Below are 25385 nucleotides of genomic sequence, written 5' to 3'. Positions count from 1 at the left end.
CACCCGCACCGAGCGGGTGCGGATCTTCTGACCGGGGTGCGTGCTCACTCCAGGTCGGCGCATAAGCGATCCAGCGCGTCCTGGGAGTCTGCATCGGCCGCGCGGTAGATGATGATGCGCTGGTCCGGATCCTGCAGCGGCATGAGCACTTCATAATTGACGACCAGCGGACCGACCCGAGGGTGCCGCAGTGGCTTCTGCCCGCGGCCATGGACCTTGACGTCGTGCCTGGCCCAGGCCTGCGCGAACTCCTCGCTGCGGGCGGTGAACTCCGCGACCAGATCGGCCAATTCCTGATCGTCGGGGTGGGCCGCCCATGCGGCACGCAAGTCGGCGATGCCCTCGCGAATGACGCGATCGCGCTCACCATAGAAATCGCGCAGCGCGGGATCCATCAGGCATAGCCACATGGTGTTGCGCTGCCAGGGTGGCAGGGCGCCGAAGTCGACGATCAGGCTGGCCATCTCCGGATTCCACGCCAGGATGTCGTAGCGGTGATTGACCAGCATCGCGGGCAGCGGCGACAGATCGCGCACCAGCATCGCCAGTGCGGGCGCGGGGACGGTGCTCGGTTTCCCGGCATTCGGCTGCCGCTGCTGGGCCAGATCGAACAGATAGGCGCGCTCGTCGGTGTCCAGGCGCAGGGCCCGGGTGAGCGCCTCCAGGACATCCGCGGACGGGCGCAGGCCACGCCCCTGTTCCAACCGGACTATGTAGTCGGTGCTCACCCCCGCCAGTTCGGCGACCTCCTCGCGGCGCAAACCTGGGGTGCGCCGCGCGTGTTTGCGTGCGGGCAGACCGAGATCGCCCGGATTCAGTCGCTCGCGCCGGGCGCGCAGAAAGTCCGCGAGCGCCTGTGCCCAGTTCTCGGCGCTCCCCGACCCGGCATGGTCACGCGAGCCATTGCCATCAGGCCTGTGCTCGCCCCGTTGTGTCGCCTTCACGGTGCTGGTCATCGCCCTCGATCTTACGGCTGGGTGGGACTGGCTTTCCCAGGATGAACCTTCCCTTACCCATGGTGTTGTACCGCTCCAGACTTGATCGCATCGGAAACGAAGTACGAATGACAGGAGCACGGCATGTCCGGAGCACGCACCCTCGATACCTACCGGCTACTCGGCCGTTCGGGTCTTCGGGTGTCTCCGCTTTCCTTGGGGACCATGACATTCGGCGCCGATTGGGGTTGGGGCGCCGATAGGGACGAGGCCCGCAAGATCTTCGACACCTACGTCGAGCGTGGCGGCAATTTCATCGACACCGCGAGCCAGTACACCAACGGCACCTCCGAGCAACTGCTCGGTGAATTCAGCGCCGACAATCGCGAAAGTCTGGTGCTGGCAACGAAATACACGATGCTGCGGCGGCCAGGCGATCCCAACTCCGGCGGTAACCACCGCAAGAGCATGGTCGGCTCGGTGGAGGCCAGCCTGCGCAGGCTGAACACCGACTACATCGATCTGCTGTATCTGCACGCTTGGGACTTCCTGACCCCGGTCGAGGAGATCCTGCGTGCCATGGACGATCTGGTCCGCGCGGGCAAGGTGCTCTACGTCGGCATCTCCGACGCACCGGCCTGGCAGATCGCGCGCATGCAGACCATCGCCGATCTGCGCGGCTGGTCGCCGCTGATCGCGCTGCAGATCGAATACAGCCTGATCGAGCGGACCGTTGAACGCGAACTCATTCCGATGGCGCGCGAACTCGGACTCGGCGTGGTGCCGTGGTCGCCGCTGGCCAGCGGCGTGCTCACCGGCAAGTACAGCCACGCCGATCTTGATCACGACGCAGCGGGCTCGCCCGAGGGTACCCGCAAGAATGTGGCCGCCGCCAATGGCTCGCTCACCGAACGCGGGCTCGCCATTGCCGATGTAGTGAAAGATGTTGCAGCACAACTGGGTAAGACGCCGTCGCAGGTAGCACTCGCCTGGACCCTGCAGAACCCGGGCGTCACGGCGCCGATCATCGGCGCGCGCACCGCGGCACAGTTGGAGGACAACCTCGGTGCGCTCGAGGTCGAATTCGATGCGGCGCAGTTGGATCAACTGCAAGCGGCCAGCGCGATCGAGCTGGGCTTCCCGCACGACATGCTGGCCCGTCCGATGACCCGCGGAGTGACCTTCGGCGACCTGAAAGTCGAAGGCCGCGACTGAGTTTCACATCATGCGGTGGGTGCGAGCCCGACTCACACCCACCGCATCAGCGTGTCGGCCACCGAATCGGAAGTTCAGCGGGCACTTCGCGTTGCGGATTTCTCCGGCGCTGCATCGACGACTGGCTATGGAGGCGGCCGAGCACGGGGTGAGCATCAATAAGTGGGTCAACGAGAAGTTGGCGTCGACTGAGCGGTAATCCCGGATTCCGGCTACCCCGGCGCGTATCGCTGTCAGCCTGGTCTCGGCGGCAATCCGCTGGGCAATTTGTTGTCGGGGAATCACATCAACTTGCGGAGTGCAGGTCCAGGATCTGGGTGAGTGCGTGTTCCAAGGCGTAATCGGCGTCGGCGGCACCGCCTTTGACATCGGCATTCAGCGTGGCGACGACCTGTAGGGCCCTGCCGATGCTGGCCTGGTTCCAACCCCGCGCTTGAGCCTGCGCCTTCTTCACCTTCCAGGGCGGCATACCCAATTGCTGGGCCAGCTTGAACGGATCGCCGCGGCCCGCGGAACCGACACGGGCGATGGTGTGGACCGAGTCGGCGAGTGCGTCGGCGAGCAGGACATGTGGCACGCCGCGATCGTTGGCCCAGCGCAATGCCTCCATGGCACCGGGCCGATCGCCTGCCACCGCGAGTTCGGCGACATCGAAACCGGAGATCTCGGCCTTGCCGGAGTAGTAGCGGCGCACCGCGGCGATATCGACCTTGCCACCGGTATCGGAGGCCAATTGCGAACAGGCCGCGGACAATTCCCGCAGATCCGAGCCGACCGCCTCCAACATCACCTGTACGACCTCACCCGAGACCCGCACCCCGGCATTCCGGAATTCGCCGCGCACGAACTCCACCCGTTCGGACGCCTTGGTCAACTTGGCGCAATCGTGCACCTGTGCACCCATCTTCTGCAGCGCTGGCGCCAATGCCTTGGCTCGGCCGCCCCCGGAGTGCAGCACCACCAGCACCACGCCCTCGGGCGGATCCCCGGCGGCATCGGTGATCACCGCGACCGCATCCTTGCCCGCATCCGCCGCCGACTCGAGCACGATCACCCGATCCTCGGCAAACAGCGAAGGACTCAATAGCTCCGCCAGTTCCGCGGTACTGGCGTCACCCGCCCGCAGCCGATCGACGGGCACCGCATCGGGATCCGGCGCACCCTCCCGCACCTGCGCGGTAATTCCCGCGATGGCCCGCTCGACCAGCAGCTCTTCATCACCGAGCACCAGGTGCACCGCCGCAGTCCGTTCGCTCACGGGAGCATCCTACGTACTCGGACCGACACAACCGCCGCGCCGCACAGCGGGCCCCCTCTACCAGCCAACTCGTGCCTGCACTCCGGACATCGGCGATGTCCCGGTAGTCGACGGCGTGGTGCACGGCAGTCGCGGCGCGTTGACCACCCTCATCCAGCGGTACATTTCAACCTTTCGAGCAGACCCGTCAAACCGCTCTGCAGAACGGCAGGGTCACCGATATCCAAGCCGTGCGTCACTTCATGCCACGGTCCGAGTTGATGCCAAACAAGTGCACGCCGACGGATGTCGTCGGTGACGCCATATGCGGCGGCGACCGCGTTTGCAAAGTCTGCCGGTGCACCATGCAGTGGCCAGGCCAGGTCGTTCGCGGCATCGCCGAGATGGACGTCGCCGAAGTCGATCACGCCGGAAACACGACCTTCGTCTACCAACACATGCTCAGGTCCAAGATCACCATGGACGACCGCATCTGCTGGGAATTCCCGTACGGCATCGAGGATCGCCAGCGCCGAACCCCGTTGCAGGACTGGAATCAACGGCACCACATCGGCCCGAAAACGGCTGATCGTCGCGACCCGGCTGCGCCTGGTTTCCGCCGACGGCGGCAACCCATGTCGGACCGCTACGGTCGCGGGACTGTCGTGAAGTGCACGGAGAAAATTTCCGATCGCGAGACCGTGTTCGACATCCGGCGACACGACCGCCTGACCAGGCACGAGCGCATGACGCACGACCAGCGGCGTTTCCCGCACCACCCAGGGGATCGGCACCTGAAGCGGCAGCAGCGGTGCCAGCCAGGGCATCAGCCGAGTTTCGCGCCGCAGTTGATCCGCAACCTCTGGTCGGCGCGGTCTGCGCTCGACCCAGCAACCATCGACCAAAGCAGCGAAGCTATCCCACCCTTCACAGAACTCCACGCCCCAACATTAAAGCTCAGCCGATCGTCGCAGCTCAGACCACCCGCACCTCGAACAGCTAGCGTCCATATAGCTCCTGCCCTACCACCCGCCCCTGGGTCCAGGGCGCGGTCGAAGGTAGTCGAATGGTTGAACCAAGGCGTATTCGACCGCGGTATGACTACGCTCGGCGAGCAGCCGGAGTGGGTAGGGCAGCAATCTGTCTCGGCGGGGTTCGGAGATGTCTGCATTCGCTGGCCGATGCTCAACGTCAAACCGAAAGTGCTGTCTGGGTGACCTCCCGCTGCCTTGTCTCGATCGTTACGGCTCGGTGCGGATCCGCAGGGGCGAGTCCGATTGCGTGGTGCAGAGAATGTCGGGTCCAACTGCTCTGACTGATACGCGATGGCGCACTCCACTCCGGCTGGGGTGTCCGGCCGTGACTTTGGGCCGCGCGGATCGGTGGGCGCCTCCTATCAAGATTTGGTCGATCGTGAGGTCAGGGTGCGAAGGTTCGGACCGGAGGCGACGATCACCGTGTCGCCGCTTTGGTCGGTGCGGATCACGCGGGTGCCGATTTCGGCGAGTTCGGCCAGTACGCCGGGATTCGGGTGGCCGAAGGTGTTGTGGGCGCCGACGCTCACCAGTGCGAGACGAGGCCGCACAGCAGCGAGGAATTCCCTTGTGGTGGTTCTGGATCCGTGGTGTGGGACCTTCAGGATATCGGCCTGGACAGCGGCACCGGAGCGCAGCAGTCGCTGTTGTGCCGAGGCTTCGATATCGCCGGTGAGCAGGATCCGGCCCGCGGGTGTGGCGGCGGCGATGACGATCGAGCGGTCGTTGGCATCATCGGTGCTGGGAGCGTCGGTCGGGTGGCGCTCGAGTTGGGCAGGTGCGAGTACTTCCAATTCGACAGTGCCGAAACGTAATACGTGTCCGGAGGTGAGCTCGAGCACCGAAATGTGTGCCTGCGCCACGATGCTGGCAACTCGACCCGGCCCGCTGATCTCCGTGCGCCGATCCCGTGCGGCAGGTGGTTCGCGGGTCGCCTTACTCGAATCCAGCTCGGATCCGCGCACATTCGATATCGGAAGATTTCCGGCATCGGTAGGTTTGGATGCGGTGCGTCCGGAAATCGTCGCTTCCGGGAGTTCGCCGGGGCCGACCGCCAGAGCATCGACCGTGCGACCTTGTACGGCACCGGCGAGACCGTCGATATGGTCGGCGTGCGGATGGGTCAGGACGAGCAGCGCTATCCGGTTGACGCGCAAGCGATCCAGACAACGGCGGATGGTGCGCGGATCAGGGCCGACATCGATGACCACCGCGGTGTGGTCACCGACGGACAATGCGAGTCCGTCGCCCTGCCCGACATCACACACGGCCAGCACCCAGCCCCCGGGTGGCCAGCCCGGATGCCAGAACCGGAATGGAATCAGGACCGCGGCGACACCGAGCAGTACGGTGGCGGCCAAGCGCCGAAGCAGCGCGGATCGCAATGCCAGCAGCACGAGAACGACCGCCGCGCAGGCCATCAGCCCGCCGGTCGAGCCATCGGGTACCGAAATCTCCGCACCTGGGACATTCGCCGCATGTTCGGCGACGAACAGCAACCACCACAGCGGCGGTGCGGCGCAGCGCAACACCAGTTCGGCCAGCGGTAGCCAGATTGCGGCGAGCGCGGTGCCGATCGCGCCGAGCACCGTGACGGGCGCGATCACCGGTTCGACAAGGATATTGGCGAGAATCGCGACCAGGCTGAGCCGTCCCGTGAGCGCGATCACGAGCGGTGTTGTCACCACGAAGGCGGCGGCCGATACCGCGACGATTTCGGCCGGGACCCGCCACCAGCCGCGAGCGCGCAACCAATCCGCCCAACTCGGCGCCAACAGGATCAATCCGGCGGTCGCGAGTACCGACAGTCCGAATCCGGCTTGCACCGCCAATTCCGGCCACACTGCGAGCAGGCCGATGACGGCCGCACAGAGTGCGGGCAATGCTTGCTTGCGGCGTCCGGTTAGCAACGCGAGCAAGGTGATCGCACCCATCGCGCCCGCCCGCAGCACGCTGGGATCCGGGCGCGCGATGACAATGAACATCACCAGTGCCGCCGCCGCGACCACGGCTGCAATACGCGGGCCGAAGGTGAGCAGCCGCATCGCACCGAGCACCGCCGCGAGCAGAATTGTGAAATTCGCACCGCTGACCACGCAAAGGTGTTCCAGCCCCGCGATTTCGAAGTTCTCGCGGACCTCGTCGGACAGCGCGGAGGTATCCCCGACGACCAGCGCGGGCAGCAATCCGGACTGACGTTCGGGCAATACCCGCGCCGCCGACGCGAGGTCGGCGCGTACAGCTGCGGCCACCCGCTGCCACCACGGCAGCGCGCCGACTGCGACCGGCGGTCCCTGGGCTCGCAGGGTGGCGACGGTGAGATCGCGGTGCCACGGCGGTTCCGGTCCGGCGCGGAACTCCACTGCCCGACCGGGCAGCAGCTCGCCCCACTCCGCGCCGGAGGCGAGGATCACCACTGCACCACCGGCCCGTACCGTCGACTCGCCTTGCCGGTACTCCCGCAGTCGCGCCCGGACCGTCCACTGCCGCTCACCACCGAATGCACTGGACCGCACCGGTTTCGGATCATCGGTAGGTACGGCGACAACCCGCACCGAGGCCGCGGTGTGCCGCAATGGATGCGTCGCCACCCGGTGCGCACGCCATGACCCCGCCGCCGCGAACCCGGCACCGAGCAGCATCGCGGCAAGTGCAGCAATGGCCACGACCCGCCACCGCTCACTGGGATGCGCCAGCGCGCGCAAGAACACCACCCAGAGCCCGATCGCGAGCAATACCAGTGCCGACGCCAGTACCAGACCTGCCACCCACCCCGCTGTCAGCGCGACAACCGTTGCTCCCCAACAACACAACGCCGCGGGCAGCAACCGCGCATCGAGCGTCGGTACCGCTTCCTCCGTCGCGGAATCGACCTCCGCACCCGGGCGCCGATCATCCTGCGTCATTACCCGCCGACCGGCATCCCGCCCAGCCGGTCGGTTGCTGCGACTGCGCTGATTCGATGCACCTCTGGGCGCGGTCATATCGTCACCAGATCGCGGAGGCGGGCGAGCCGGGCCGGGCCGATGCCATCGACATCACCGAGCTGGGCGATATCGGTGAATCGTCCATTTGCGTTGCGCCAAGCAATGATTGCGTGGGCGGTGACGGGGCCGATGCCGGGCAGGGCATCGAGCTCGGCTTCGGTCGCGGTATTGAGATCGACTTTGGTCGATACGCGTGGTGCGGCGGAATTCGATGCCGAACCGCTCGGCGCTCGCCCACCCGCGCCGATCGTTGCGCTGCCGGGCCGCGGCGGGGCCGCATTCGGTCCCTCTGGACCGACGAGGACCTGGTCACCGTCCTGGAGGCGCTGGGCCAGGTTGAGACCGTTCAGGTCGGCGCCGTCCTTCGCACCGCCCGCGGCGGTGAGTGCATCGGCGACTCGCGAACCCGCAGGTAAGCGCACGAGGCCGCCCCGGTGTACGAGGCCGACCACGCTGACGACCAATTCCGCTGCGGGAGTGGCAGTTACCGATGCAGCGGGCGATATGGCGACCATACTGGCACTCGACAGTCCTGCGGATGCCGTGGCGGTGCTGGTTCGCGCCGCGGACAGTGGCGGCACCGCCTCCGCCACCGGTCGCTCACGCAACACGACAACCGACGCGATGACCACCGCTGCCAGCCCGACCATGGCCAGCGTCACCAGTCCCCGCCATCCCGGGTCCAGTCGCGTTCCTCGAAATCGTTCCGGCACAAGCCGATCGCGCCACACGGAACGACCCTTCGGTTCATCCAGCCAGCCGGGGGTACGCACCTCGTCGACCCCGTCTACCCAGTCGTCCTCATCGACCACATCCCCGTCGTCCCCGGTCCGGGCATCTTCGGGGTCATACGAGGGCAACTTTTCGTCATCCCACCGCCCAGCCTTCGCCGAGCGCACTGAACCCACCGTCGGTTTCGCACAACGATTTTCAGCTCCCAACCGCTGTCCCGATCCGGGCGGATTCGCACACTCGGCGCCCCCGGAATCGACCGCACCCCCGCCCCTGATCGTTCGGCTGGCGCCGACACGCTCGGTCAACCCGCTCAGTCGCCGCCGAATCCGCTCGCGCTCATGTTGTCGTGACATGGCGGCGACGCTAGTCCCGGATCAGCACCGGGAATCAGCGCTGAACAGGCGAAATAAAAAGTCTGTTGATAACTCCCGACCTGTGGACAACTCGGCTGCCGAGACACGGATTTCGATCGGCAACAGGCAAGGCGTCATCACTTCCGCACCGGCCGGATCGAGCAGCGGTTCGCGGCGTTACGCACATCGGCCGGTACCGGCGCGCAACATCATTCCTCAGACGAGATGGCGGACGTCCCCCAGGCTGACAACCTGACGGTTGCGAAAGTAGTCATCCTCCCGAAGTTCCGTGATACTCCCGGCGGCGGCATGAAACCGGGCGTAGCCGAGTGATTCGATCGGCAGCCCGGTCCACGACGCGACGGCGAATGTTATTGCGCCGCCGTGCGTCACGATGACCTGGTGTCGACAGTCGCGGCGCACGATCACGTCCATTGCCGTATAAACGCGCCGTGCGAATGCCGCAATGGTCTCCGATCCACGCACACCTTCGTCGTGTCGCATCCGCTCGCCGACCGCAGGTGGAGGCACGAACCGCTGGTTCAGCCATTCCTGTGGCTTGCCTTCGGCCTCGCCGTAGGACTTCTCACGCAGTCTCGGATCGAGGACCGGCCGCACACACAACCGCTCGCCGATGACGGTCGCGGCCTGCGCGGCCCGCCGCAGATCCGAGGAGAACAACTCCACGTCGGCCTGCTCGGGAATCCTTGCCCGCAGTACCTCGGCGACGGCCGCCGCAGCACGCAAACCTGCAGGGGTGAGCGGAGAGTCGTACCACCCGCCCACCAGTCCGTCGACGTGATGTGTCGACTCCGGATGGACGATCACGTAAAGAGTTCGCACGACTCGGATTCTCCTCGACGCGGCCCCCTTCCAGCGGACTGTTCCGGTCGCGCCGTGGGAGCCGGGCGCGGATTGTGACATTTCAGGAGGATGTGTTGGGCCGCGGAGCTTCGCGCGAGATGGACGCTGTCGGCTGGGCGCCCTGCACAGCTGGGATCGGTGCGGCTCGGCACTGTCGGCAAGACCGATGACGTCGCGGTCACGTCCCTCTAATCGAATGGCGCTTTGACTTCGTTCGGCGATTTGTCCGGTCGCAGCCCGCGCCAAGAGGGGTGGCGGAGGCGGCCGTCGCCGGTCCATTCGGTGAAAGTCACTTCGCCGACGAGTTCGGGGGTGACCCAGATCGCGTCCTTGATGTCGGTTGCGACTGTGGGGGTATTGCGTTGTAGCAGTTGGAGTTTCGACTGTAGGTCGGTGAGGGTTGCTTGGGTGAAGCCGGTGCCGACATTGCCGATGTAGACGAGATTTCCGGTGTTGTCGTTGACCGCCATCAGGAGTGAGCCGATGCTGCCTGCGCGCCTGCCGGTTCCGGGGCGCCATCCGACGATGACGACCTCCTGGTCGCGGACGTTCTTGACCTTGGTCCACAGCGGGCTGCGCCGACCGGGGAGGTAGGGGCTGTCTCGGCGCTTGCACAGAATGCCTTCGAGCCCGAGGCGTTTCGATTCGGCGAGGATGTCGGCGCCGACGCCGTCCAAGCGCGGCGGCACCTGCCAGTGTGGGCCGCGCAGGCCGAGTTGTTCGAGTAGCTGGCGGCGCTGCTGGTAGGGCAGATCGATCAGCGAGCGGTCGCCGATGTGGAGCAGGTCGAAGATCAGATAGGTCGCGGGGATCGTGCGCCGCAATGCGCTGATGGTGGCCGGATTGCGCTGATGCATCCGTGGCTGCAGCGCCTCGAAGGAGGTCCGGCCGTCGGCGGTGAAGGTGACGATCTCGCCGTCGACGACGAATCTCGGACTTCCCGGTGCGAGGTCCACGAGTTCGGGCCAGGCTGCAGTGATGTCCTTATCGTTGCGTGAGACCAACCTCAGGTTGTCGTCGATATAGCCGATGGCGCGGATGCCGTCGAACTTGACCTCATAGGCCCATCGGTCATCGTCGCCGGGAAGGGCGCCTGCCATCGCCAGCATCGCCGCGTAATGCGGCAGCCGGGTCACACCTGCCTCGTCGCCATCGCCGGTCCCCTCGCGAACTGGAACGCTGCTGACAGTTAGCCAGATAATACCGACTGGTCTGACCTAATCGGCGCTGCGGGGATCGGCTCACCCTGGACGACCGCACCATCGCCGGACGGGCCTCGGTAAGCGACCACAGCGTGGCCATCGGACACGCGCACAGCCAGGCCAGTGAGGTGCTGCTGGGCTTCGCGTACCGCCGGCGCCCCGAGGTGGCCGTCGCGGCCGGGTCCGGCCTATAGGGCGGGGATTCCGCTCCGGATGAGGTGGTCCGGCCGATATCCGGGCCATCTCAACCGGAGCGGAATGCTGGGCACCCCGAGTTCTGGTGCGGCGTCGCGGAACTCGGGGTGCGACGGTGCCCGGGTTGTTGAGTGTCGGCGCATGGCATCTACCTCCGTTTCGTTGCTGCAGCCGGATGCGGCGGACTAGCTGAAGAGCCTGGTGACGAAGGCGGTCAGATTGTCACGGACCCGCTCGATCTTCGTCTCCTCGGTAATGAGATCCTCCCGGTACCGGTTGCCGAGCGCGGGCGTTCGCTTACCGCGCGCGTAGAGCGAGCAGGCAAGATCGGTGCACATATAGGTACCGATCGAATTGCCTCGACGCCCGGATTCGCCCGCCTTGTGCGCGGTCATCAGCGAAACGCCATGGCCGGTGTGCGTGGTCAGACAGATCGCGCACATCTGGGTCCGGCCGGATCCGCCCGTCTCGTAACGCAGCGCGACCCCGATGAGGCGATCGTCGCGCGGCACAACGAGATAGCCGCGGCCGGGCAGCGACGGATCGCTCCAGCCGAGGAAGTCCAGGTCATCCCACGGCTGCGTGTCCAGCTCCCTGGGCATGGGCAACTTCTTGGCGGTCGTCTTGGAACAGTTGATGAACGACGACCTGATGTCGCGTTCGGTGACGGCTTTCATATGGCATCGACTCCTTCGGTTGATCGGTGGACAAACCGAAGCGACGCTACAGCCGGTCGTTAGCTCGAACAACGGATTTTCCGGCAACCGCCACCGCGTCGCCGAGCTCACACCCGGCGCATCACCGAGACCACCTTCCCCAGCACCACGGCCTCATCACCGTCGATGACGTCATAGGCCGGATTGCGCGGCTCCAGATAGACGTGCCCATTGCGTCGGCGGTACACCTTGACCGTCGCCTCACCATCGATCATCGCGGCGACGATGTCACCCGAATGTGCCTCGTGCTGTTTGCGGATCACCACCAGATCGCCGTCACAGATCGCCGCGTCGATCATCGAATCGCCGCGCACGCGCAGGCCGAAAACCGTTCCGCGCCCGACGAGTTCGCGCGGCAATGTCATCGAATCGTCGGTGTGCTCCTCGGCGAGGATGGGCGTGCCCGCCGCGATATCGCCGACAACCGGCACCGTCACCGAATCCTCGCTCTGCTCCCGCGGCGCCGATGCCTGCAGGAACATGCGCACGTCGATCGGCCGCGACATGGTCTCGCTGCGTCGCAGGAATCCCCTGTCCTCCAAGGACTTCAGATGTTTGGAGACCGACGACGAGGAGCGCAGCCCGACGGCGTCGCCGATTTCCCGGGTGTTCGGCGCGTACCCATAGCGCAGCACCCAGTCCCGAATCGTGGCGAGAATCCGCTGCTGGCGCGGCGGCAGCGTCGAGGTGTCGAGGTGCTCGAAGGCATCGAGGTCGTCGTATCCGGTCACCCGGGGAATCGTAGAGGTAGGCACGGACACTTCGTTCACGCACACCGTCCGGTACCTGCGTGTTCTCCGGTCTTGTCACACCATGCCCTTGGGCGCCGTCATACCTACGAAGACCTATCGACGGGGCCGCGCACATCGGCCCACCGAGCTTGGAGGAACCATGACGACCATCCTGTTGACCGGCGGCACCGGCACACTGGGCCGCCACGTCACCCCACTGCTGGTCGATGCCGGTTTCAAGATTCGGATGCTCAGCCGCAATGCCCACGAATCGACCGACGGCATCGAATACGTGACCGGTGACCTGGTGCAGGGCACAGGCGTCGAGGCGGCGGTCGACGGTGCGGAGGTAATCCTGCACCTGGCGGGCGGCCCCAAGGACGATGACGTGGCGACCCAGCACCTGGTCGACGCCGCGGCAAAGGCCGGGGTGCGACACCTTGTCTACATCGGCGTGATCGGTGCCGATAAGCTGCCGATCGGCTACTTCAAGGCCAAATTCGCCGCCGAACAGGCCATTGTCGAATCGGGTGTGCCGTTCACCATTCTGCGTGCGGCCCAGTTCCACGACCTCGCGCTGAAGACCGCGCGGGCCATGGCGAAGAGCCCGATCGTCCCGGCTCCCGGCGGTATCGATTGGCAGCCGGTCGACTCGCGGGAGGTAGCGGCCCGGCTCGTGGAGCTGACGCGCGGCGCACCGGCGGGGCGGGTGCCCGATCTGGTCGGGCCGACGGTGTACTCGATGGCCGAGCTGATCCGGGGCTATCTGCAGGCCGAGGGCAAGCGCCGGATATTCCTGCCGGTTCGGGTACCCGGCAAGGTCGGACGCGCGTACCGCGCCAAGGCGAATCTGACCATCGACGGTGCGACGGTCGGCAAGCTCACCTGGGAGAACTTCCTCGCGGAGCAGGTCGGCTAGCCGATCTCGGTCACGCGAACACCATTGCGCACAGGAAAATCCGCGAGCCGACGCCACCACGGATCTGCTACGGTGGCGACCATGAAGCGCGCTGCTGTGACGACGACGCCGGAGACTGTCCCGGCGCGCTGATTGCTGTCTTGATCGAAGCCCCGGGGCGAGTGCCCCGGGGCTTCGTCTTGTGGTCACTCGCCCGCTGTCCGCGAGGAGACCCCATGTACGACCATCGCAAACTCGGCCGCGAACTCGGCCTGTTCGATACCGACCCACTGATCGGGTCCGGGCTGCCGTATTGGCTGCCCGACGGCGCAACCGTGCGCCACACCCTGGAGGAGTACATCCGCGGCGCGGAACGTCGGGCCGGCTACCGGCACGTGTACTCACCGCTGCTCGGCAAGCGGGAGCTCTACGAAATATCCGGGCACTGGTCGCATTACCGCGATGACATGTTCCCACCCATGGAGCTGGGCGGCGAGCAGGTGGTGCTGCGGCCGAGCCTGTGCCCGCATCACGCGGTGATGTTCCGCGCCCGCTCGCACAGCTACCGCGAATTGCCTTTGCGCATGGCCGAATTGGGTGGCATGTATCGCTCCGAGCTCTCCGGTGTGCTCGGCGGACTCACCAGGGTGCGCGCGATCCAGCTCAATGACGCGCACATTTTCTGCACCGTGGACCAGGTCGCCGATGAGGTCGCGGGCGCACTGGAGCTGATCCGGCGGGCCCATGCGGCGCTGGGCATCATCCCCACCCGCTACCGGCTCTCATTGCCCGGCCCTGGCGGGAAATACGTTGCGGCCCCGGAACTTTGGCAGCGTTCCTGCGCCATGCTCACCGACGTCCTCGAGCGCTCCGGTCTGCCCTACGAACCGGCCGAGGGTGAGGCCGCGTTCTACGGTCCCAAGATCGATATCCAGTTCACCGACAGTGCCGGTCGCGAATTCACCCTGTCCACCGTGCAGGTCGACTTCCACCAACCGGAGCAGTTCGACCTGCACTACATCGGTGCCGACGGTGCCAAACATCGCCCGGTCATGGTGCACCGCAGCATTATCGGCAGCGTCGAGCGGGCCGTCGCGCACTTGATCGAGGAGCATGGCGGTGCGTTCCCGGCCTGGCTGGCCCCGACCCAACTGGTGCTGCTGCCGGTCTCGGCGGCCGAGGTTCCGCACGCCGAGGCGCTGGCCCGACGCTGTCTCGAGCTGGGGCTGCGCGCCGAGATCGCCGATCACGAACTCGGCAGTCTCGGCGCGCGCATCCGCCAGGCCCGTTTGGTCCCGTATCAGGTTGTCATCGGTCCGAAGGAGGTCGCCAATGACCGTATCGCGGTGCGGCTTCGGGACGGGCGTCGCCTCGAACCGCTGCCGATCGACGAATTCCTCTCCCCCGTAGCCGAACTCATCGCCGGACACAGCACCATCCTGTGGCCGAGTCCGGAGTGAGGCCAGCCGGATCGCGTCCACCTGGCCGAGCTCCGGACCGCGCCTGGCCGATCCGCATCGTCAGTGCTCGATGACGAAGTGGATCGCCAGGCGATCACAGAGTTCGCCGAGCGCGCTCGCATCGATGTGTGGTGCGTTCGGCCACGCATCGGCATTGGTCCACGGCACCGACTCCGGGGTGCCATGCGGCCGGGCGAAGACGTGCTGATGGAAGTGCGCGACGCTGCGCCCGGTAATCGCGGAGCATACGAATTCCGGTGCCAGCTCGACATTCAACGCGTGCGCGGCGCGGCGGGCGGCCCAGCCCACCGCCCGTGCCTCGGCATCGGTCAGGGTCGATAATGTCGGCGCGTGCCGCCGCGTCTCCACGAAGAGATAGCCGGGTACCGGCGTACCTTCGGTGAGCGGTCGGTGTGTCACCAGTACCAGGTCATCCGCGTAGATCACCGGGCCGACCAGCGCACCGATGCCCCTGTGCTTATCGCAGATCGGGCATCCGCTCCCCACCGCATCAGCACAGTCGCGCACCGCCTCGATATCGAAGGTCGACCACCCGCCTCGACATCGCCGAGAGCCCTTGCGGCACTTCGTGATACCCCGCTGACGCGGTCGGGTCGGGCGCGGCCGCCGCGCGGCCCCGCCGCACATCGTGGTTCGTGGCATCGGCGATCGGTTCAGCGCCGGACCACCGCGTCCGGATGCTCCCATTCGAGCGATTCGACGGTCAGCGGCGGATTGATCGGAGTTGCGGAACGGGTCATGCCGCGACGGTAGTCACCTCCGCTGCCGACCAAAGGGGTTGCGATCAGCCAGAAATTAATACGCCTACCAGGCCACTCGACCGGAAGATGCGGCACGCCAGCGCATGCTGGACCGTAGCCACATCTTCTCGGAAGGCGAATCAGGCAAAGCCGCCGGGAACGACCACCACGCCGACGGCACCAACACCCAAGTGCACGCCGAGCGCGGGGCCGAATTCGGCGACGATCATTTCATGGATGCCGGGAACCAGCTCGCGCAGCTGAGCGGCGACCGTATTCGCGGCGTCCTCGGCACCGAGGTGCTGGACGGCGACGGCCGCACCGCCTTTACCCGCCGCATCCACCACCGCCGCGACGAGTTTGGCGTAGGCCTTGGACCGGGTGCGGACCTTCTCGCGCAGTTCCAGTCGGCCCTCGACGATTTGTAGCAGCGGTTTGCTCACCAGTTCGCTGCCGAAAAAGGCTGCGGCGCTGCTCAATCGGCCGCCGCGGCGCAATTGTTCGGTGCGGTTCACCAGAACGAATGTGCGTGATCGGCTCGACGCGCCGACGGCGGTGTCATAGACGTCGGCCAATGCCGCGCCGCTATGTGCGCGGCGGGCGGCTGCTAGCACCGGCAACCCGGTGGCCAGGCCGGCGCCGAGCGAATCGACCAGCCGGACCCGGTCGGCGGCATCCATATCGCGCACCGCCTGGTGACCGGCCTCCCAGGTGCCGGATAGCTGGCGCGAAAGATGTACCGCGACAACACCGTCCCCGTTGCTGCGGGCGAGTGCCTGCTCATAGACCGCACGCAGCTCACCGGGTGAGGCCGCCGACGTCGTCACGGTATCGGAGCCGTAATCGATATCAATGGCGTCGACGCCTTCGCGAATGGCGCGGTCGCCGACCAGAACATGCAGCGGTACTACGGCGATGTCCAACTCATCGACGAGTTCGACGGGCAGGCTGGCGGACGAATCGGTGACGACCACTACGGCCAACTACCGAACCTCCTGCAGGGTCTTCACCATCGAATTTGCGACGGCTGTATGCCCATCCCAGCCCCAGTGGATGCCATCCGGATTCGCCTCGCCGGAGAAGATATTGTCGCGCACCGCCTCCGCGAGATCGACCAGCGGCACCGAGGTCCGCGCCGACCAGGCGCGCAGTGCCTGCACCGCACGCTCGCGGCCGCTGTGCACGCGTCCGTAGGCGGCGCAGTCGTGCACCGACGGCAGCACCGCGACCACGGGCAGATCGGGACGCAGCTGTGCCAGCGCCTCCCGCGACTGCTCCAGGTAGTCCACGCTGACCTTCGGCGGCAAGGCCACCGGGCGACCGAGTTTCGACAGTTTCGGCTGCAGCCAGTTGTAGGTGGCGCGGACGCCGCGGCGCAGCCCGGGCGGTCGCACATACCGGATCAACTCGCGCAGCGCGGTCGGCAGCGGCGAGGGCAACGTATCCATCCCGCCGACCGCGAAAACCACCGCACCCGCGCGCGGCACCGCGGCCCACACCCGGGGATCGCCGATCAGCGCCCAGTACGCGTCGCGGCAGGTCCAGCCGATCCGGCCGACCAGCTCGACATCCCAATCGAGTTCGGCGCCAACCAGATTGGGCCAGATCCTCGGATGGTCCGCGGGTAGGCCGCCCTTCGGGCCGAAGTAGGATAGTGAATCCGCGATCACCAGCAGCACCGGCCGATCCGTCGGCTGCGGCTCATCGGTCGAGGCCACCGCGGCGGCCGAAACCTCGTCATCGACAACCGATCCATCGGAATCGGCCGGAGCTAGTACGGATCCGACGCCAACAACTTCGGGAGCCGTGGCATCCGCTGTGGCGGAAACAGACTCGTCCGCCGGGGTAGTCGTCGCGGCATCGGTCACGGACTCGGCGGTCGATGCGGCAGCACCGACAGTGGGAGTCGCGGACTCGGTCGCATTGGATACTGCCGCAACACCTTCGGGCGGTTCGCTCGCTGGTTCAGCTGGCTCGGCTCCGTTACCGGACTCGGCCGCAGGCGCGGCGGGCTCGTCGTTGTCTTCACCGGACTCGGCGGCAACCGGTTCATCACCTTCGGACTCCGACGTCGCCGACTCGGCCGATACGTCCGGCTCGACCTGCTTCACCGGGGGAGGTCCGAATAGCGCATCCGGGATCGCCCGTTCGGGCTTCGCCGAAACCCGACGGAACAGTTCGTCCGGTACCTGCCGGATCGGTTCTTCAGAGGACATCCGGGGCCACCTTCGCCGCTGCGTTCCACACATCCAGGCGCCAACCGGGCTGATCAATGCTCGGACCGTGACTGCTCAGCTGCACCCAACTGGTGTTGGCCAGCCCCCCGAGGGCAGGCCAGTTCCGCGGCGGCAGGTCGAGCAGCGCGGCCGTGAGGGCGGCGATCAGCCCGCCGTGCGCCACCAGGATGATAGTCCGGCCCGGCCAATCCTGCCGATCGGCGAATAATTCCCGAACGACGGGCAGCGAACGCGCGCCGACCTCGAGCTTGCTCTCGCCGTTCGGCGGGGTGTAGGCCGCGTCCAACCGCCAGGCCACCCGCGCTCCCGGATAGTCGGCATCGACCTCCAGGTGGGTCAGCCCCTCCCAGTCGCCGAGATCGGTTTCGCGCAGCCGCGCATCCGGGACCACGGGAAGATCGGTGTGATCGGCCAGCGCCGATGCGGTATCGAAGGCGCGCCGCAGATCGGAGGAGACGATGGCGATCGCATTGCGCGAAGCCAGTTCGCGTGCGGCCTCTTTCGCCTGGCGGCGGCCGAGTTCGGTGAGATCGGTGTCGATCTGACCCTGCATTCGATCGGCGGCATTCCATTCGGTCTGCCCGTGCCGCAACAGGATCAGCGTGCGGACCCCGGCATACTTACTCACTCGCGGACGTCCCCGTTTCGCTGTTCACCGCCGCGGTGTGATCCGCGTCCGCGTGCTTGAAAACCTCACTCCCGGCTGCGATCCCCGGCACCGGCACCGCCGGGCAGTCCTTCCAGAGCCGTTCCAGCGCATAGAAATTGCGCTCGTCATTGTGCTGGATGTGCACCACGACGTCGACGTAGTCCAGCAGCGCCCAGCGGCCCTCACGGGTGCCCTCGCGCCGGACCGGCTTATGCCCCGCCTCGCGCAATTTCTCCTCGACGTTGTCGACGATGGCATTGACCTGACGCTCATTCGGCGCGGAGGCGATCACGAAGCAGTCGGTGATCACCAACTGCTCGGACACGTCGAGCACCACGACGTCGGAGGCCAGCTTCTCGTCCGCCGCGCGCGCGGCGACCTGCGCCATCTCCACCGACTCGACAGATGCGCTCATGCCTCCACCTCGCTGGCGCTCGGTTCCGGCATGACCGCAGCAGCGGCTCCGCCCTTGGTTTGCTCGCTGCGCTCGCTCACGCCTTAATTACCTTCCACTCCTACCGGCACGTATAGGTGCCGCTTCGATATGTACTGCACGACGCCGTCGGGCACGAGGTACCACACCGGCCGGTTCTCGGCGGCGCGGCGACGGCATTCACTCGATGAGATCGCCAACGCCGGGATCTCGATCATGGTCACCGCGTCGACCGGCAGATCACGCAGATGCGCCTCGAGATGATCGGTGTTCAGCTCATACCCCGGTCGGCTCACTCCGACGAATTTCGCCAGTTCGAACAACTCCGCCCAATCCTGCCACGTCAGGATGTTGGCGAGTGCGTCAGCTCCGGTGATGAAGTACAGCTCGGCGTCGGGATGCTTGGCACGCATCTCGCGCAGGGTATCGACGGTGTAGGTGACCTTGCCCCGGTCGATATCGGCCCGGCTGACCGTGAATCGGGGGTTCGACGCGGTCGCGATGACGGTCATCAGGTAGCGATCCTCGGCCGGGCTGACCTGTTTATCGGCCTTCTGCCACGGCTGTCCGGTTGGGACGAAGATCACTTCGTCGAGTTCGAACCGGTTCGCGACCTCGCTGGCGGCGACGAGGTGGCCGTGGTGGATGGGGTCGAAAGTGCCACCCATCACGCCCAGCTTGCGTCGGCGCCGACCGTTCTCCTGCATGAGTGCCGAGCTTAACCGGTCGGTTCGGTCCGCCCCGGGGTTGGACCGTCAACTGCTGACAACTGCCCGCAGACCCGGCTTCAGCGTCGCGTCGAGTTCGGACCATGGAATCGTGATGTCGATGTAGCCGAGCGCATGCGATGCGATCTCCCCGAGGTAGACGCGCAGACCGTCGGGCATGGCCAGCCAGTCCTTGAAGTTCTCCACCGTCGGCTCGATGCGGTCCTTGTCGTAGGAGTTCGGGCCGACCCGTGTCTTCGGAATCTGCACTGCCGCCTGCGCCGACAGCACATCGAGGCCCTTTTGCACATCGGTGAACAGATCGGGCAGGGTCAGCGCCTTACCGGTGTCGATATTCGTCACATGGGTGCGCTTGAAGGTGGTCGGATGCAGATGGCCGTCGCTGACCTCGATGCCGAGCACGCCGCTGAGCACATGGCCACCGATATGGGCGACCTCGCTGTTGAACCCCTTCACCTGCTGCTTCTCCGCCGCGGCCCGCAGGAACGGATCGACCTCGGCGCGCATGCCGTCATTGAAATCGGTCCGCGCATCGTCGGTGCCACCCGCCACCTGCGGCAGGTCGACGGAGTACCAGAGGCCCGCGAGCCGAACCGAGGTTGCGGTGAACGCCGGTGCCGCCGACGAGTCGGCCCGATCGCTGGACCCACAGGCCGTGAGCACGGCGAACAGGACGCTGATCAGGACAGCGGCAGCGGTCTTCTTCATTTCGCCTCCCCGTATGGCTCGCATGCGTGCCCGAGAAGCTACCACCGCGAGCCGTGCCGAGGTCGTCAGCTGCCGATCACCGCGCGCATCCCCGGCTTCAGCACGCCGTCCAGCGCGGACCACGGCACGGTGACATCGATATTTCCCGCGGCGTGCGAGGCGATTTGACCGAGATAGATCTTCATGCCTTCGGGCGTGGCAACCCAGGTGTGGAAGTGCTCCGCCACGGGGGTGAGCTCGCTCTTGCTGTAGCCGGTCGCCCTCGGGTTCTGCTCGACCAGGGTTTGCGCCTGGGTCGAGAGCACATTCAGGCCCTGCTGGAGATCGGTGAACAGATCGGACAGGGTGATCGCCGTGCCGGTGTCGACATTGGTGACATGCGCGGAGTCGAAGCTGTTCGGATGTGCGGCACCCGCGCCGTACACGATGGTGACCAGATGTCCGCTGAGCACATGCGCGCCGATGTGCACGACCTGGCTGTCACTGCCACCGGTGACCGAATCGCCCGGACCGGTGATGCGGTCGATCCACTGCTGCGCCCCGGCCCGCATCGCCGCGTTGAATTCGGTTCTGGCATCAGCCTTTCCACCACTCACCTGGGGCACGTCGATCTTGTACCCGGCGCCCTCGAGATGCACTGTTGTCGCGGCGAAGGTTTCGGCTCGCGGCGATCCCGCGACGGTCGTCGGCGCTCCCGCTGCGGACGAGGTCGCGAGCACCGACGATCCACCCCCGGTCGTCGGCGAATCGTCCGGCCCGCAGGCCGTGAGTACTGCGGCGCTCGCCAGCGCACCGATAACAGCGGCGGTCTTGTTCATCCGGAACTCCGAATCCACATCGCACCGAGGTGATCTCGGCGTCCCCCACAACAATGCCGATGCCGCCTAACAGTTTTCTTATCGTCCGCAACCGCCCCGACGGCCAAGCCAGCAGGCGGCACCGCCGCCAGCGTCTGGGGGACGCGTTGGGGCAGTGTCGATGGTCAGTGCGTCCGCGGCTGCGTATGTGGCGTCCACTGCCGCCCGTCGAACCAACGCACGACGCCGGGGTTCGCCGGATCCGGATACCACCCCGCTGTCATCGATGGTGCGGGATGGTTCGGTCTGCGAGATCCGGACTGCACGATGAGTAGGACCAGCCCGACGACCACCGTTGGAACGATCAAGAGCAGCATGAGTTCCATGCGGCGAGTGTGCACGGGCCGCCGGTCCGCGCCGTGGCTGGAACCGCTTTCGCACCGGTCAGTAGGCTGTCACCTATGACGGTAGGGACGACGACCGGCCAGGATATCCGCGAAGCGGTGCACGCTGCGGCACGCAAGGCTCGGGTCGCCGCACGTGCGCTCGCACAGCTGACCACGGCGCAGAAGAACGAGGCGCTGCACGCGGCCGCCGATGCGTTGCTCGCGGCGGCCGATACCGTGCTCGCGGCCAATGCCGAGGACATCGCGACGGCACAGGCGGCGGGCACCGAGGAGTCGCTGCTGGATCGGCTGCGGCTGACCAAGGCCCGCATCGACGGCATCGCCTCGGGATTGCGCCAGGTCGCCGGGCTGCCCGATCCGATCGGCGTGGTCGTGCGCGGGTCGACCCTGCTCAACGGGCTGGAGATCCGTCAGGTCCGGGTGCCGCTCGGTGTGGTCGGCATGGTCTACGAGGCCCGGCCGAATGTCACCGTCGATGCGTTCGGGCTGGCGCTCAAATCCGGTAATGCGGCACTGTTGCGCGGTTCCTCCTCGGCCGCGCAGTCCAATGCCGCGCTGGTCGAGGTGCTGCGGGAAGCGCTTGTCGCACAGGGCATCCCGGCCGATGCGGTGCAGCTGCTGCCCAGCCACGACCGGTCCAGCGTGACCCACCTGATCCAGGCCCGCGGCCTGGTCGATGTGGTGATTCCGCGCGGCGGCGCCGGGCTGATCAACGCCGTTGTCCGCGACGCGCAGGTGCCGACCATCGAGACCGGTACCGGCAACTGCCACGTCTACGTGCATGCGGCCGCCGATCTGGAGATGGCCGAGCAGATCCTCATCAATGCCAAGACCCGCCGTCCCAGCGTGTGCAACGCGGCCGAGACGGTGCTCATCGACGATGCGATCGCCACCACGGCCGTGCCCCGGCTGCTCGAGGCCCTCGAACGGCACGGCGTCACCGTGCACGGCGACCTGCCCGGCCTGGTACCCGCCAACGATCAGGACTGGGGCGAGGAATACCTCACCCTCGACATCGCGCTCAAGGTGGTCGAGAACCTGGACGCGGCCGTCGAGCACATCAATACCTGGGGCACCGGCCACACCGAGGCCATCGTCACCGGCGACCTGGCCGCGGCCCGGGAATTCACCAGCCGCGTGGACGCCGCCGCCGTCATGGTCAACGCCTCCACCGCCTTCACCGACGGTGAGCAGTTCGGCTTCGGCGCCGAGATCGGCATCTCCACCCAGAAGCTGCACGCCCGCGGCCCGATGGCGCTGCCGGAACTGACCTCGACCAAGTGGATCGTCTGGGGCGACGGCCAGATCCGTCCGGTCTAGATTTCGTGCAGTGTAAGAACCGCTGAGCGCAGGCTTCGGACCCTCCCGTAGCGTGAAGGGTGGGTTTTCGAGGGAAGGACGCAAGGTGGCTACCGAAAGCGCAGTGCAGGAGCCGATCTTCACATCGGTCGACGATGTGATCGAACGGCTGGCCACGACCGGATACCTGGCCGATAAGGCGACCGCGACGTCGGTATTCCTTGCCGACCGGCTCGGCAAGCCGCTGCTCATCGAGGGTCCGGCCGGTGTCGGCAAGACCGAACTGGCCAGGGCGGTGGCGCAGACCGCCGGCGCGGAACTGGTGCGCCTGCAGTGCTACGAGGGCGTCGACGAGGCCCGCGCGCTCTACGAGTGGAACCACGCCAAGCAGATTCTGCGCATCCAGGCGTCCAGCGAAAACGACTGGGAAGAGACCAAGGCCGATGTCTTCACCGAGGAATTCCTGCTCTCCCGGCCGCTGCTGACCGCCATCCGGCGCGCCGATCCGACCGTGCTGCTCATCGACGAAACCGATAAGGCCGATGTCGAGATCGAGGGTCTGCTGCTCGAGGTGCTCAGCGATTTCGCGGTCACCGTGCCCGAGCTCGGCACGATAACCGCCAGCCGCAAGCCGTTCGTGGTGCTGACCTCCAATGCCACCCGCGAACTGTCCGAGGCGCTCAAGCGCCGCTGCCTCTACCTGCACCTGGACTTCCCGGACGAAGAACTCGAGCGCCGCATCCTGGCCAGTCGGGTGCCGGAACTGTCCGCCGCGGTCGCCGCCCAGCTGGTGCGGATCGTGCACGTGCTGCGCGGTATGCAGCTGAAGAAGCTGCCGAGTGTCGCCGAGTCGATCGACTGGGGACGCACCCTGCTCGCGCTCGGCATGCAGGATCTCGACGACACCACCGTGCGCGCCACCCTGGGTGTCGTGCTCAAACATCAGGCCGACCACCAGCGCGCGCTGGCCGAGCTGAAGCTGGCCTGACCATGGCGGCCGGATCGGTGCCCGCGACACCAACACTCAATGCGCCGCACGGGCTTTCGGGGCATCTCGTCGGTTTCGTCGAGGCGTTGCGGGCGCGCGGCATCGCGGTGGGTCCCTCGGAGACCGTGGACGCGGGCCGGGTGGTGTCGGTGCTGGATCTGATGGACCGCGAGGTGTTGCGCGAGGGTCTGGCCTGCGCACTGCTGCGCCGCACCACGCACCGCAGCACCTTCGACGGCCTGTTCGACCTGTGGTTCCCGGCCGCGCTCGGCGCGCGCAGCAGCACACCGGATGACATCGAGATTCCACGCACGCCCACCGGTGAGATCGACATGCCCGCGCTGCGTGGATTGCTCGCAACGCTGCTGAGCCGCGAGGATTCGGCACAGCAGCTGGAAATGATCGCCGCGCAGTTGGTCGAACAGCTCGGTCAGTACGAGTCCTCGCGCGGCCCCTCCTTCTCGGCGTACCGCACCCTGCGGGAGGTACAGCCGGAAATCCTGCTGGCCAGGATTCTGCAGGGCCTGGGCGCCGGACCGGACACCAGCGAATTCGACGCCGAGGTCGCCCGCCGGACCGGCCGGGCGCGCATTGCCGGATTCCGCTCCATCGTGGAGGCGGAAACCCACCGGCGGGTGGCGGAGAACGTCGGCCGCGAACGCGTCGCCAGCTATGCCGTCGCGCGGCAGGCGGAGGATGTCGATTTCCTGCGTGCCTCGGAAACCGAGCTCGCGGAGATGCGGCGCAGCACCCAGCGCCTGGCCCGGATACTGGCATCCCGACTGGCCGTGCGGCGCAGGCATGCGCGCCGTGGCGAGATCGATCTGCGCAAAACACTGCGCAAATCCATGTCCACCGGCGGTGTGCCCATCGACCTGGTGAATCGCAAACCACGCCCGGGTCGCCCCGAGCTGGTCCTGCTCTGCGATGTGTCCGGTTCGGTGGCCGGATTCAGCAACTTCACGCTGTTGCTCGTCAACGCGCTGCGCGAACAGTTTTCCCGGGTGCGCATTTTCGCGTTCGTGGACCGCACCGATGAGGTGACCCGGTTCTTGGATCCGAACACCCAGCTGGACAAGGCCATGGCACGCATCTTCACCGAGGGCAAAGTGGTCGGCCTGGACGGACACTCCGACTACGGCCATGCGCTCACCGGCTTCGCCACGAACTGGCCCGATGCCGTCACCGCCCGCAGTTCACTGCTGATCCTCGGCGACGCCCGCACCAACTACCGCGACCCGCGACTGGATACGCTGCGCCAACTGGTGCAGACCGCCAAACACGCGCATTGGCTCAATCCGGAGAAGGAAAGCAATTGGGGCTCAGGCGATTCCGCCGCCGATAAATACCGCGAGGTGATCGAGATGCACGAATGCCGCTCGGCCAAGCAGCTGACCGCGGTGGTGTCCCGGCTGCTGCCGGTGTAGGCGCGACAGTGCATGACGCGCGGCTACTGAAGTACTGCTTGGCGAAACCCGGTGCCTGGCAGGACGAGCCGTGGGAGGGCGATATCGTCGCCAAGGTCGGCGACAAGATATTCGCCTTCCTCGGATCGACTTCGATCGGGCTAAAGTGCGGGCCCAATCGGGAGGAGGCCGATGAGCTGGTGCGGATCTACCCGGACGACGTCTCGCCATCGGCCTACATCGGCCGCTACGGCTGGAATGTCATACAACTCGGTGGCGCGGTGTCCGACGACGAACTGCGTGAACTCGTCGATCAGTCCTACGACGCGATTGTCAGCAAACTGCCAAAGTCGAAGCGTCCGGGCTGTTAACACCATCAGCATTCGTTAAGAGAACTGTTGGCGGCGCAC

Annotated in this window: 26 protein-coding genes; 8 read left to right on the top strand and 18 right to left on the bottom strand. The window is 66.4% G+C overall.

Annotated features, from left to right (window positions below):
• Window positions 1–44: 44 nt before the first annotated feature.
• Complete coding sequence (locus tag ABZ293_RS24270) at window positions 45–956, bottom strand: helix-turn-helix transcriptional regulator (RefSeq protein WP_355184064.1); 912 nt, start codon at window positions 954–956, stop codon at window positions 45–47.
• Between the two features lie 123 nt (window positions 957–1079).
• Between ABZ293_RS24270 and ABZ293_RS24265 the strand changes: the two genes are divergently transcribed.
• On the top strand, window positions 1080–2150 hold the full coding sequence (locus tag ABZ293_RS24265; protein ID WP_355184062.1) for an aldo/keto reductase: 1071 nt from the start codon (window positions 1080–1082) through the stop codon (window positions 2148–2150).
• A gap of 10 nt (window positions 2151–2160) precedes the next feature.
• Window positions 2161–2349 carry a type II toxin-antitoxin system HicB family antitoxin gene (locus ABZ293_RS24260; RefSeq protein ID WP_355184060.1) on the top strand — a complete coding sequence of 63 codons (189 nt, stop codon included), beginning with the start codon at window positions 2161–2163 and terminating at the stop codon, window positions 2347–2349.
• Between the two features lie 87 nt (window positions 2350–2436).
• On the opposite strand, the gene holA is transcribed toward ABZ293_RS24260, so the two are convergent.
• The 8 genes from holA to lexA form a co-directional block, all read right to left on the bottom strand.
• Window positions 2437–3408 (bottom strand): DNA polymerase III subunit delta, encoded by a 972-nt coding sequence (gene holA, locus ABZ293_RS24255; protein WP_355184058.1) that lies wholly within the window; start codon window positions 3406–3408, stop codon window positions 2437–2439.
• A gap of 149 nt (window positions 3409–3557) precedes the next feature.
• Complete coding sequence (locus tag ABZ293_RS24250; RefSeq protein ID WP_355184056.1) at window positions 3558–4328, bottom strand: phosphotransferase; 771 nt, start codon at window positions 4326–4328, stop codon at window positions 3558–3560.
• Window positions 4329–4783: 455 nt separating this feature from the next.
• Window positions 4784–7327, bottom strand: a complete 2544-nt coding sequence (locus tag ABZ293_RS24245) for a ComEC/Rec2 family competence protein (RefSeq protein ID WP_355184054.1) — start codon at window positions 7325–7327, stop codon at window positions 4784–4786.
• Window positions 7328–7401: 74 nt separating this feature from the next.
• Window positions 7402–8307 (bottom strand): ComEA family DNA-binding protein, encoded by a 906-nt coding sequence (locus tag ABZ293_RS24240; protein WP_355184052.1) that lies wholly within the window; start codon window positions 8305–8307, stop codon window positions 7402–7404.
• Window positions 8308–8712: 405 nt separating this feature from the next.
• Window positions 8713–9339 (bottom strand): histidine phosphatase family protein, encoded by a 627-nt coding sequence (locus tag ABZ293_RS24235; protein ID WP_355184050.1) that lies wholly within the window; start codon window positions 9337–9339, stop codon window positions 8713–8715.
• A gap of 209 nt (window positions 9340–9548) precedes the next feature.
• Complete coding sequence (gene ligD / locus ABZ293_RS24230; RefSeq protein ID WP_355184048.1) at window positions 9549–10496, bottom strand: non-homologous end-joining DNA ligase; 948 nt, start codon at window positions 10494–10496, stop codon at window positions 9549–9551.
• A 446-nt stretch (window positions 10497–10942) separates the two neighbouring features.
• On the bottom strand, window positions 10943–11434 hold the full coding sequence (locus ABZ293_RS24225) for an FBP domain-containing protein (RefSeq protein WP_355184046.1): 492 nt from the start codon (window positions 11432–11434) through the stop codon (window positions 10943–10945).
• Between the two features lie 107 nt (window positions 11435–11541).
• On the bottom strand, window positions 11542–12204 hold the full coding sequence (gene lexA / locus ABZ293_RS24220) for a transcriptional repressor LexA (protein WP_355184044.1): 663 nt from the start codon (window positions 12202–12204) through the stop codon (window positions 11542–11544).
• A gap of 160 nt (window positions 12205–12364) precedes the next feature.
• On the opposite strand from lexA, the gene ABZ293_RS24215 reads away from it, so the two are divergent.
• On the top strand, window positions 12365–13123 hold the full coding sequence (locus ABZ293_RS24215) for an NAD(P)H-binding protein (protein ID WP_355184042.1): 759 nt from the start codon (window positions 12365–12367) through the stop codon (window positions 13121–13123).
• 215 nt (window positions 13124–13338) lie between these two features.
• Window positions 13339–14562, top strand: a complete 1224-nt coding sequence (gene thrS, locus ABZ293_RS24210; protein ID WP_355184040.1) for a threonine--tRNA ligase — start codon at window positions 13339–13341, stop codon at window positions 14560–14562.
• Between the two features lie 60 nt (window positions 14563–14622).
• Here the strand turns inward: thrS and ABZ293_RS24205 are convergent, their stop codons facing one another.
• From ABZ293_RS24205 to ABZ293_RS24165, 9 genes are all read right to left on the bottom strand, one after another.
• Complete coding sequence (locus tag ABZ293_RS24205; protein WP_355184039.1) at window positions 14623–15069, bottom strand: HIT domain-containing protein; 447 nt, start codon at window positions 15067–15069, stop codon at window positions 14623–14625.
• A 394-nt stretch (window positions 15070–15463) separates the two neighbouring features.
• Window positions 15464–16306: a DegV family protein gene (locus ABZ293_RS24200; RefSeq protein WP_355184037.1), complete on the bottom strand. Its 843-nt coding sequence runs from the start codon at window positions 16304–16306 to the stop codon at window positions 15464–15466.
• Window positions 16307–17041, bottom strand: a complete 735-nt coding sequence (gene octT, locus ABZ293_RS24195) for a diglucosylglycerate octanoyltransferase (protein WP_355184152.1) — start codon at window positions 17039–17041, stop codon at window positions 16307–16309.
• A 487-nt stretch (window positions 17042–17528) separates the two neighbouring features.
• Window positions 17529–18188 carry a histidine phosphatase family protein gene (locus ABZ293_RS24190; RefSeq protein WP_355184035.1) on the bottom strand — a complete coding sequence of 220 codons (660 nt, stop codon included), beginning with the start codon at window positions 18186–18188 and terminating at the stop codon, window positions 17529–17531.
• Window positions 18181–18624, bottom strand: coding sequence for a ribosome silencing factor (gene rsfS / locus ABZ293_RS24185; protein WP_355184033.1), 444 nt, complete (start codon window positions 18622–18624; stop codon window positions 18181–18183). Before rsfS ends, ABZ293_RS24190 begins: the two co-directional genes overlap by 8 nt.
• 83 nt (window positions 18625–18707) lie before the next feature.
• Window positions 18708–19349, bottom strand: coding sequence for a nicotinate-nucleotide adenylyltransferase (gene nadD, locus ABZ293_RS24180; RefSeq protein ID WP_355184031.1), 642 nt, complete (start codon window positions 19347–19349; stop codon window positions 18708–18710).
• Window positions 19350–19397: 48 nt separating this feature from the next.
• Complete coding sequence (locus ABZ293_RS24175; protein ID WP_355184029.1) at window positions 19398–20078, bottom strand: RsiV family protein; 681 nt, start codon at window positions 20076–20078, stop codon at window positions 19398–19400.
• A gap of 65 nt (window positions 20079–20143) precedes the next feature.
• Window positions 20144–20896: an RsiV family protein gene (locus tag ABZ293_RS24170; protein ID WP_355184027.1), complete on the bottom strand. Its 753-nt coding sequence runs from the start codon at window positions 20894–20896 to the stop codon at window positions 20144–20146.
• Between the two features lie 164 nt (window positions 20897–21060).
• Complete coding sequence (locus ABZ293_RS24165; RefSeq protein ID WP_355184025.1) at window positions 21061–21261, bottom strand: DUF2510 domain-containing protein; 201 nt, start codon at window positions 21259–21261, stop codon at window positions 21061–21063.
• Between the two features lie 75 nt (window positions 21262–21336).
• Between ABZ293_RS24165 and ABZ293_RS24160 the strand changes: the two genes are divergently transcribed.
• The 4 genes from ABZ293_RS24160 to ABZ293_RS24145 all read left to right on the top strand — a co-directional run bounded on the left by ABZ293_RS24160 (window position 21337) and on the right by ABZ293_RS24145 (window position 25346).
• Window positions 21337–22602: a glutamate-5-semialdehyde dehydrogenase gene (locus tag ABZ293_RS24160; RefSeq protein WP_355184023.1), complete on the top strand. Its 1266-nt coding sequence runs from the start codon at window positions 21337–21339 to the stop codon at window positions 22600–22602.
• A gap of 85 nt (window positions 22603–22687) precedes the next feature.
• Entirely contained in the window at window positions 22688–23569 is an 882-nt protein-coding gene (locus ABZ293_RS24155; protein ID WP_354960336.1) for a MoxR family ATPase, read from the top strand.
• Window positions 23570–23571: 2 nt separating this feature from the next.
• On the top strand, window positions 23572–24996 hold the full coding sequence (locus ABZ293_RS24150; RefSeq protein WP_355184021.1) for a VWA domain-containing protein: 1425 nt from the start codon (window positions 23572–23574) through the stop codon (window positions 24994–24996).
• Window positions 24997–25004: 8 nt separating this feature from the next.
• On the top strand, window positions 25005–25346 hold the full coding sequence (locus ABZ293_RS24145) for an MmcQ/YjbR family DNA-binding protein (protein ID WP_355184019.1): 342 nt from the start codon (window positions 25005–25007) through the stop codon (window positions 25344–25346).
• Window positions 25347–25385 lie beyond the last annotated feature (39 nt).

This window comes from Nocardia sp. NPDC005998 (genome assembly GCF_040614395.1).
GTDB lineage: Bacteria > Actinomycetota > Actinomycetes > Mycobacteriales > Mycobacteriaceae > Nocardia.
This window is presented reverse-complemented; position numbering and strand designations above follow the sequence as displayed.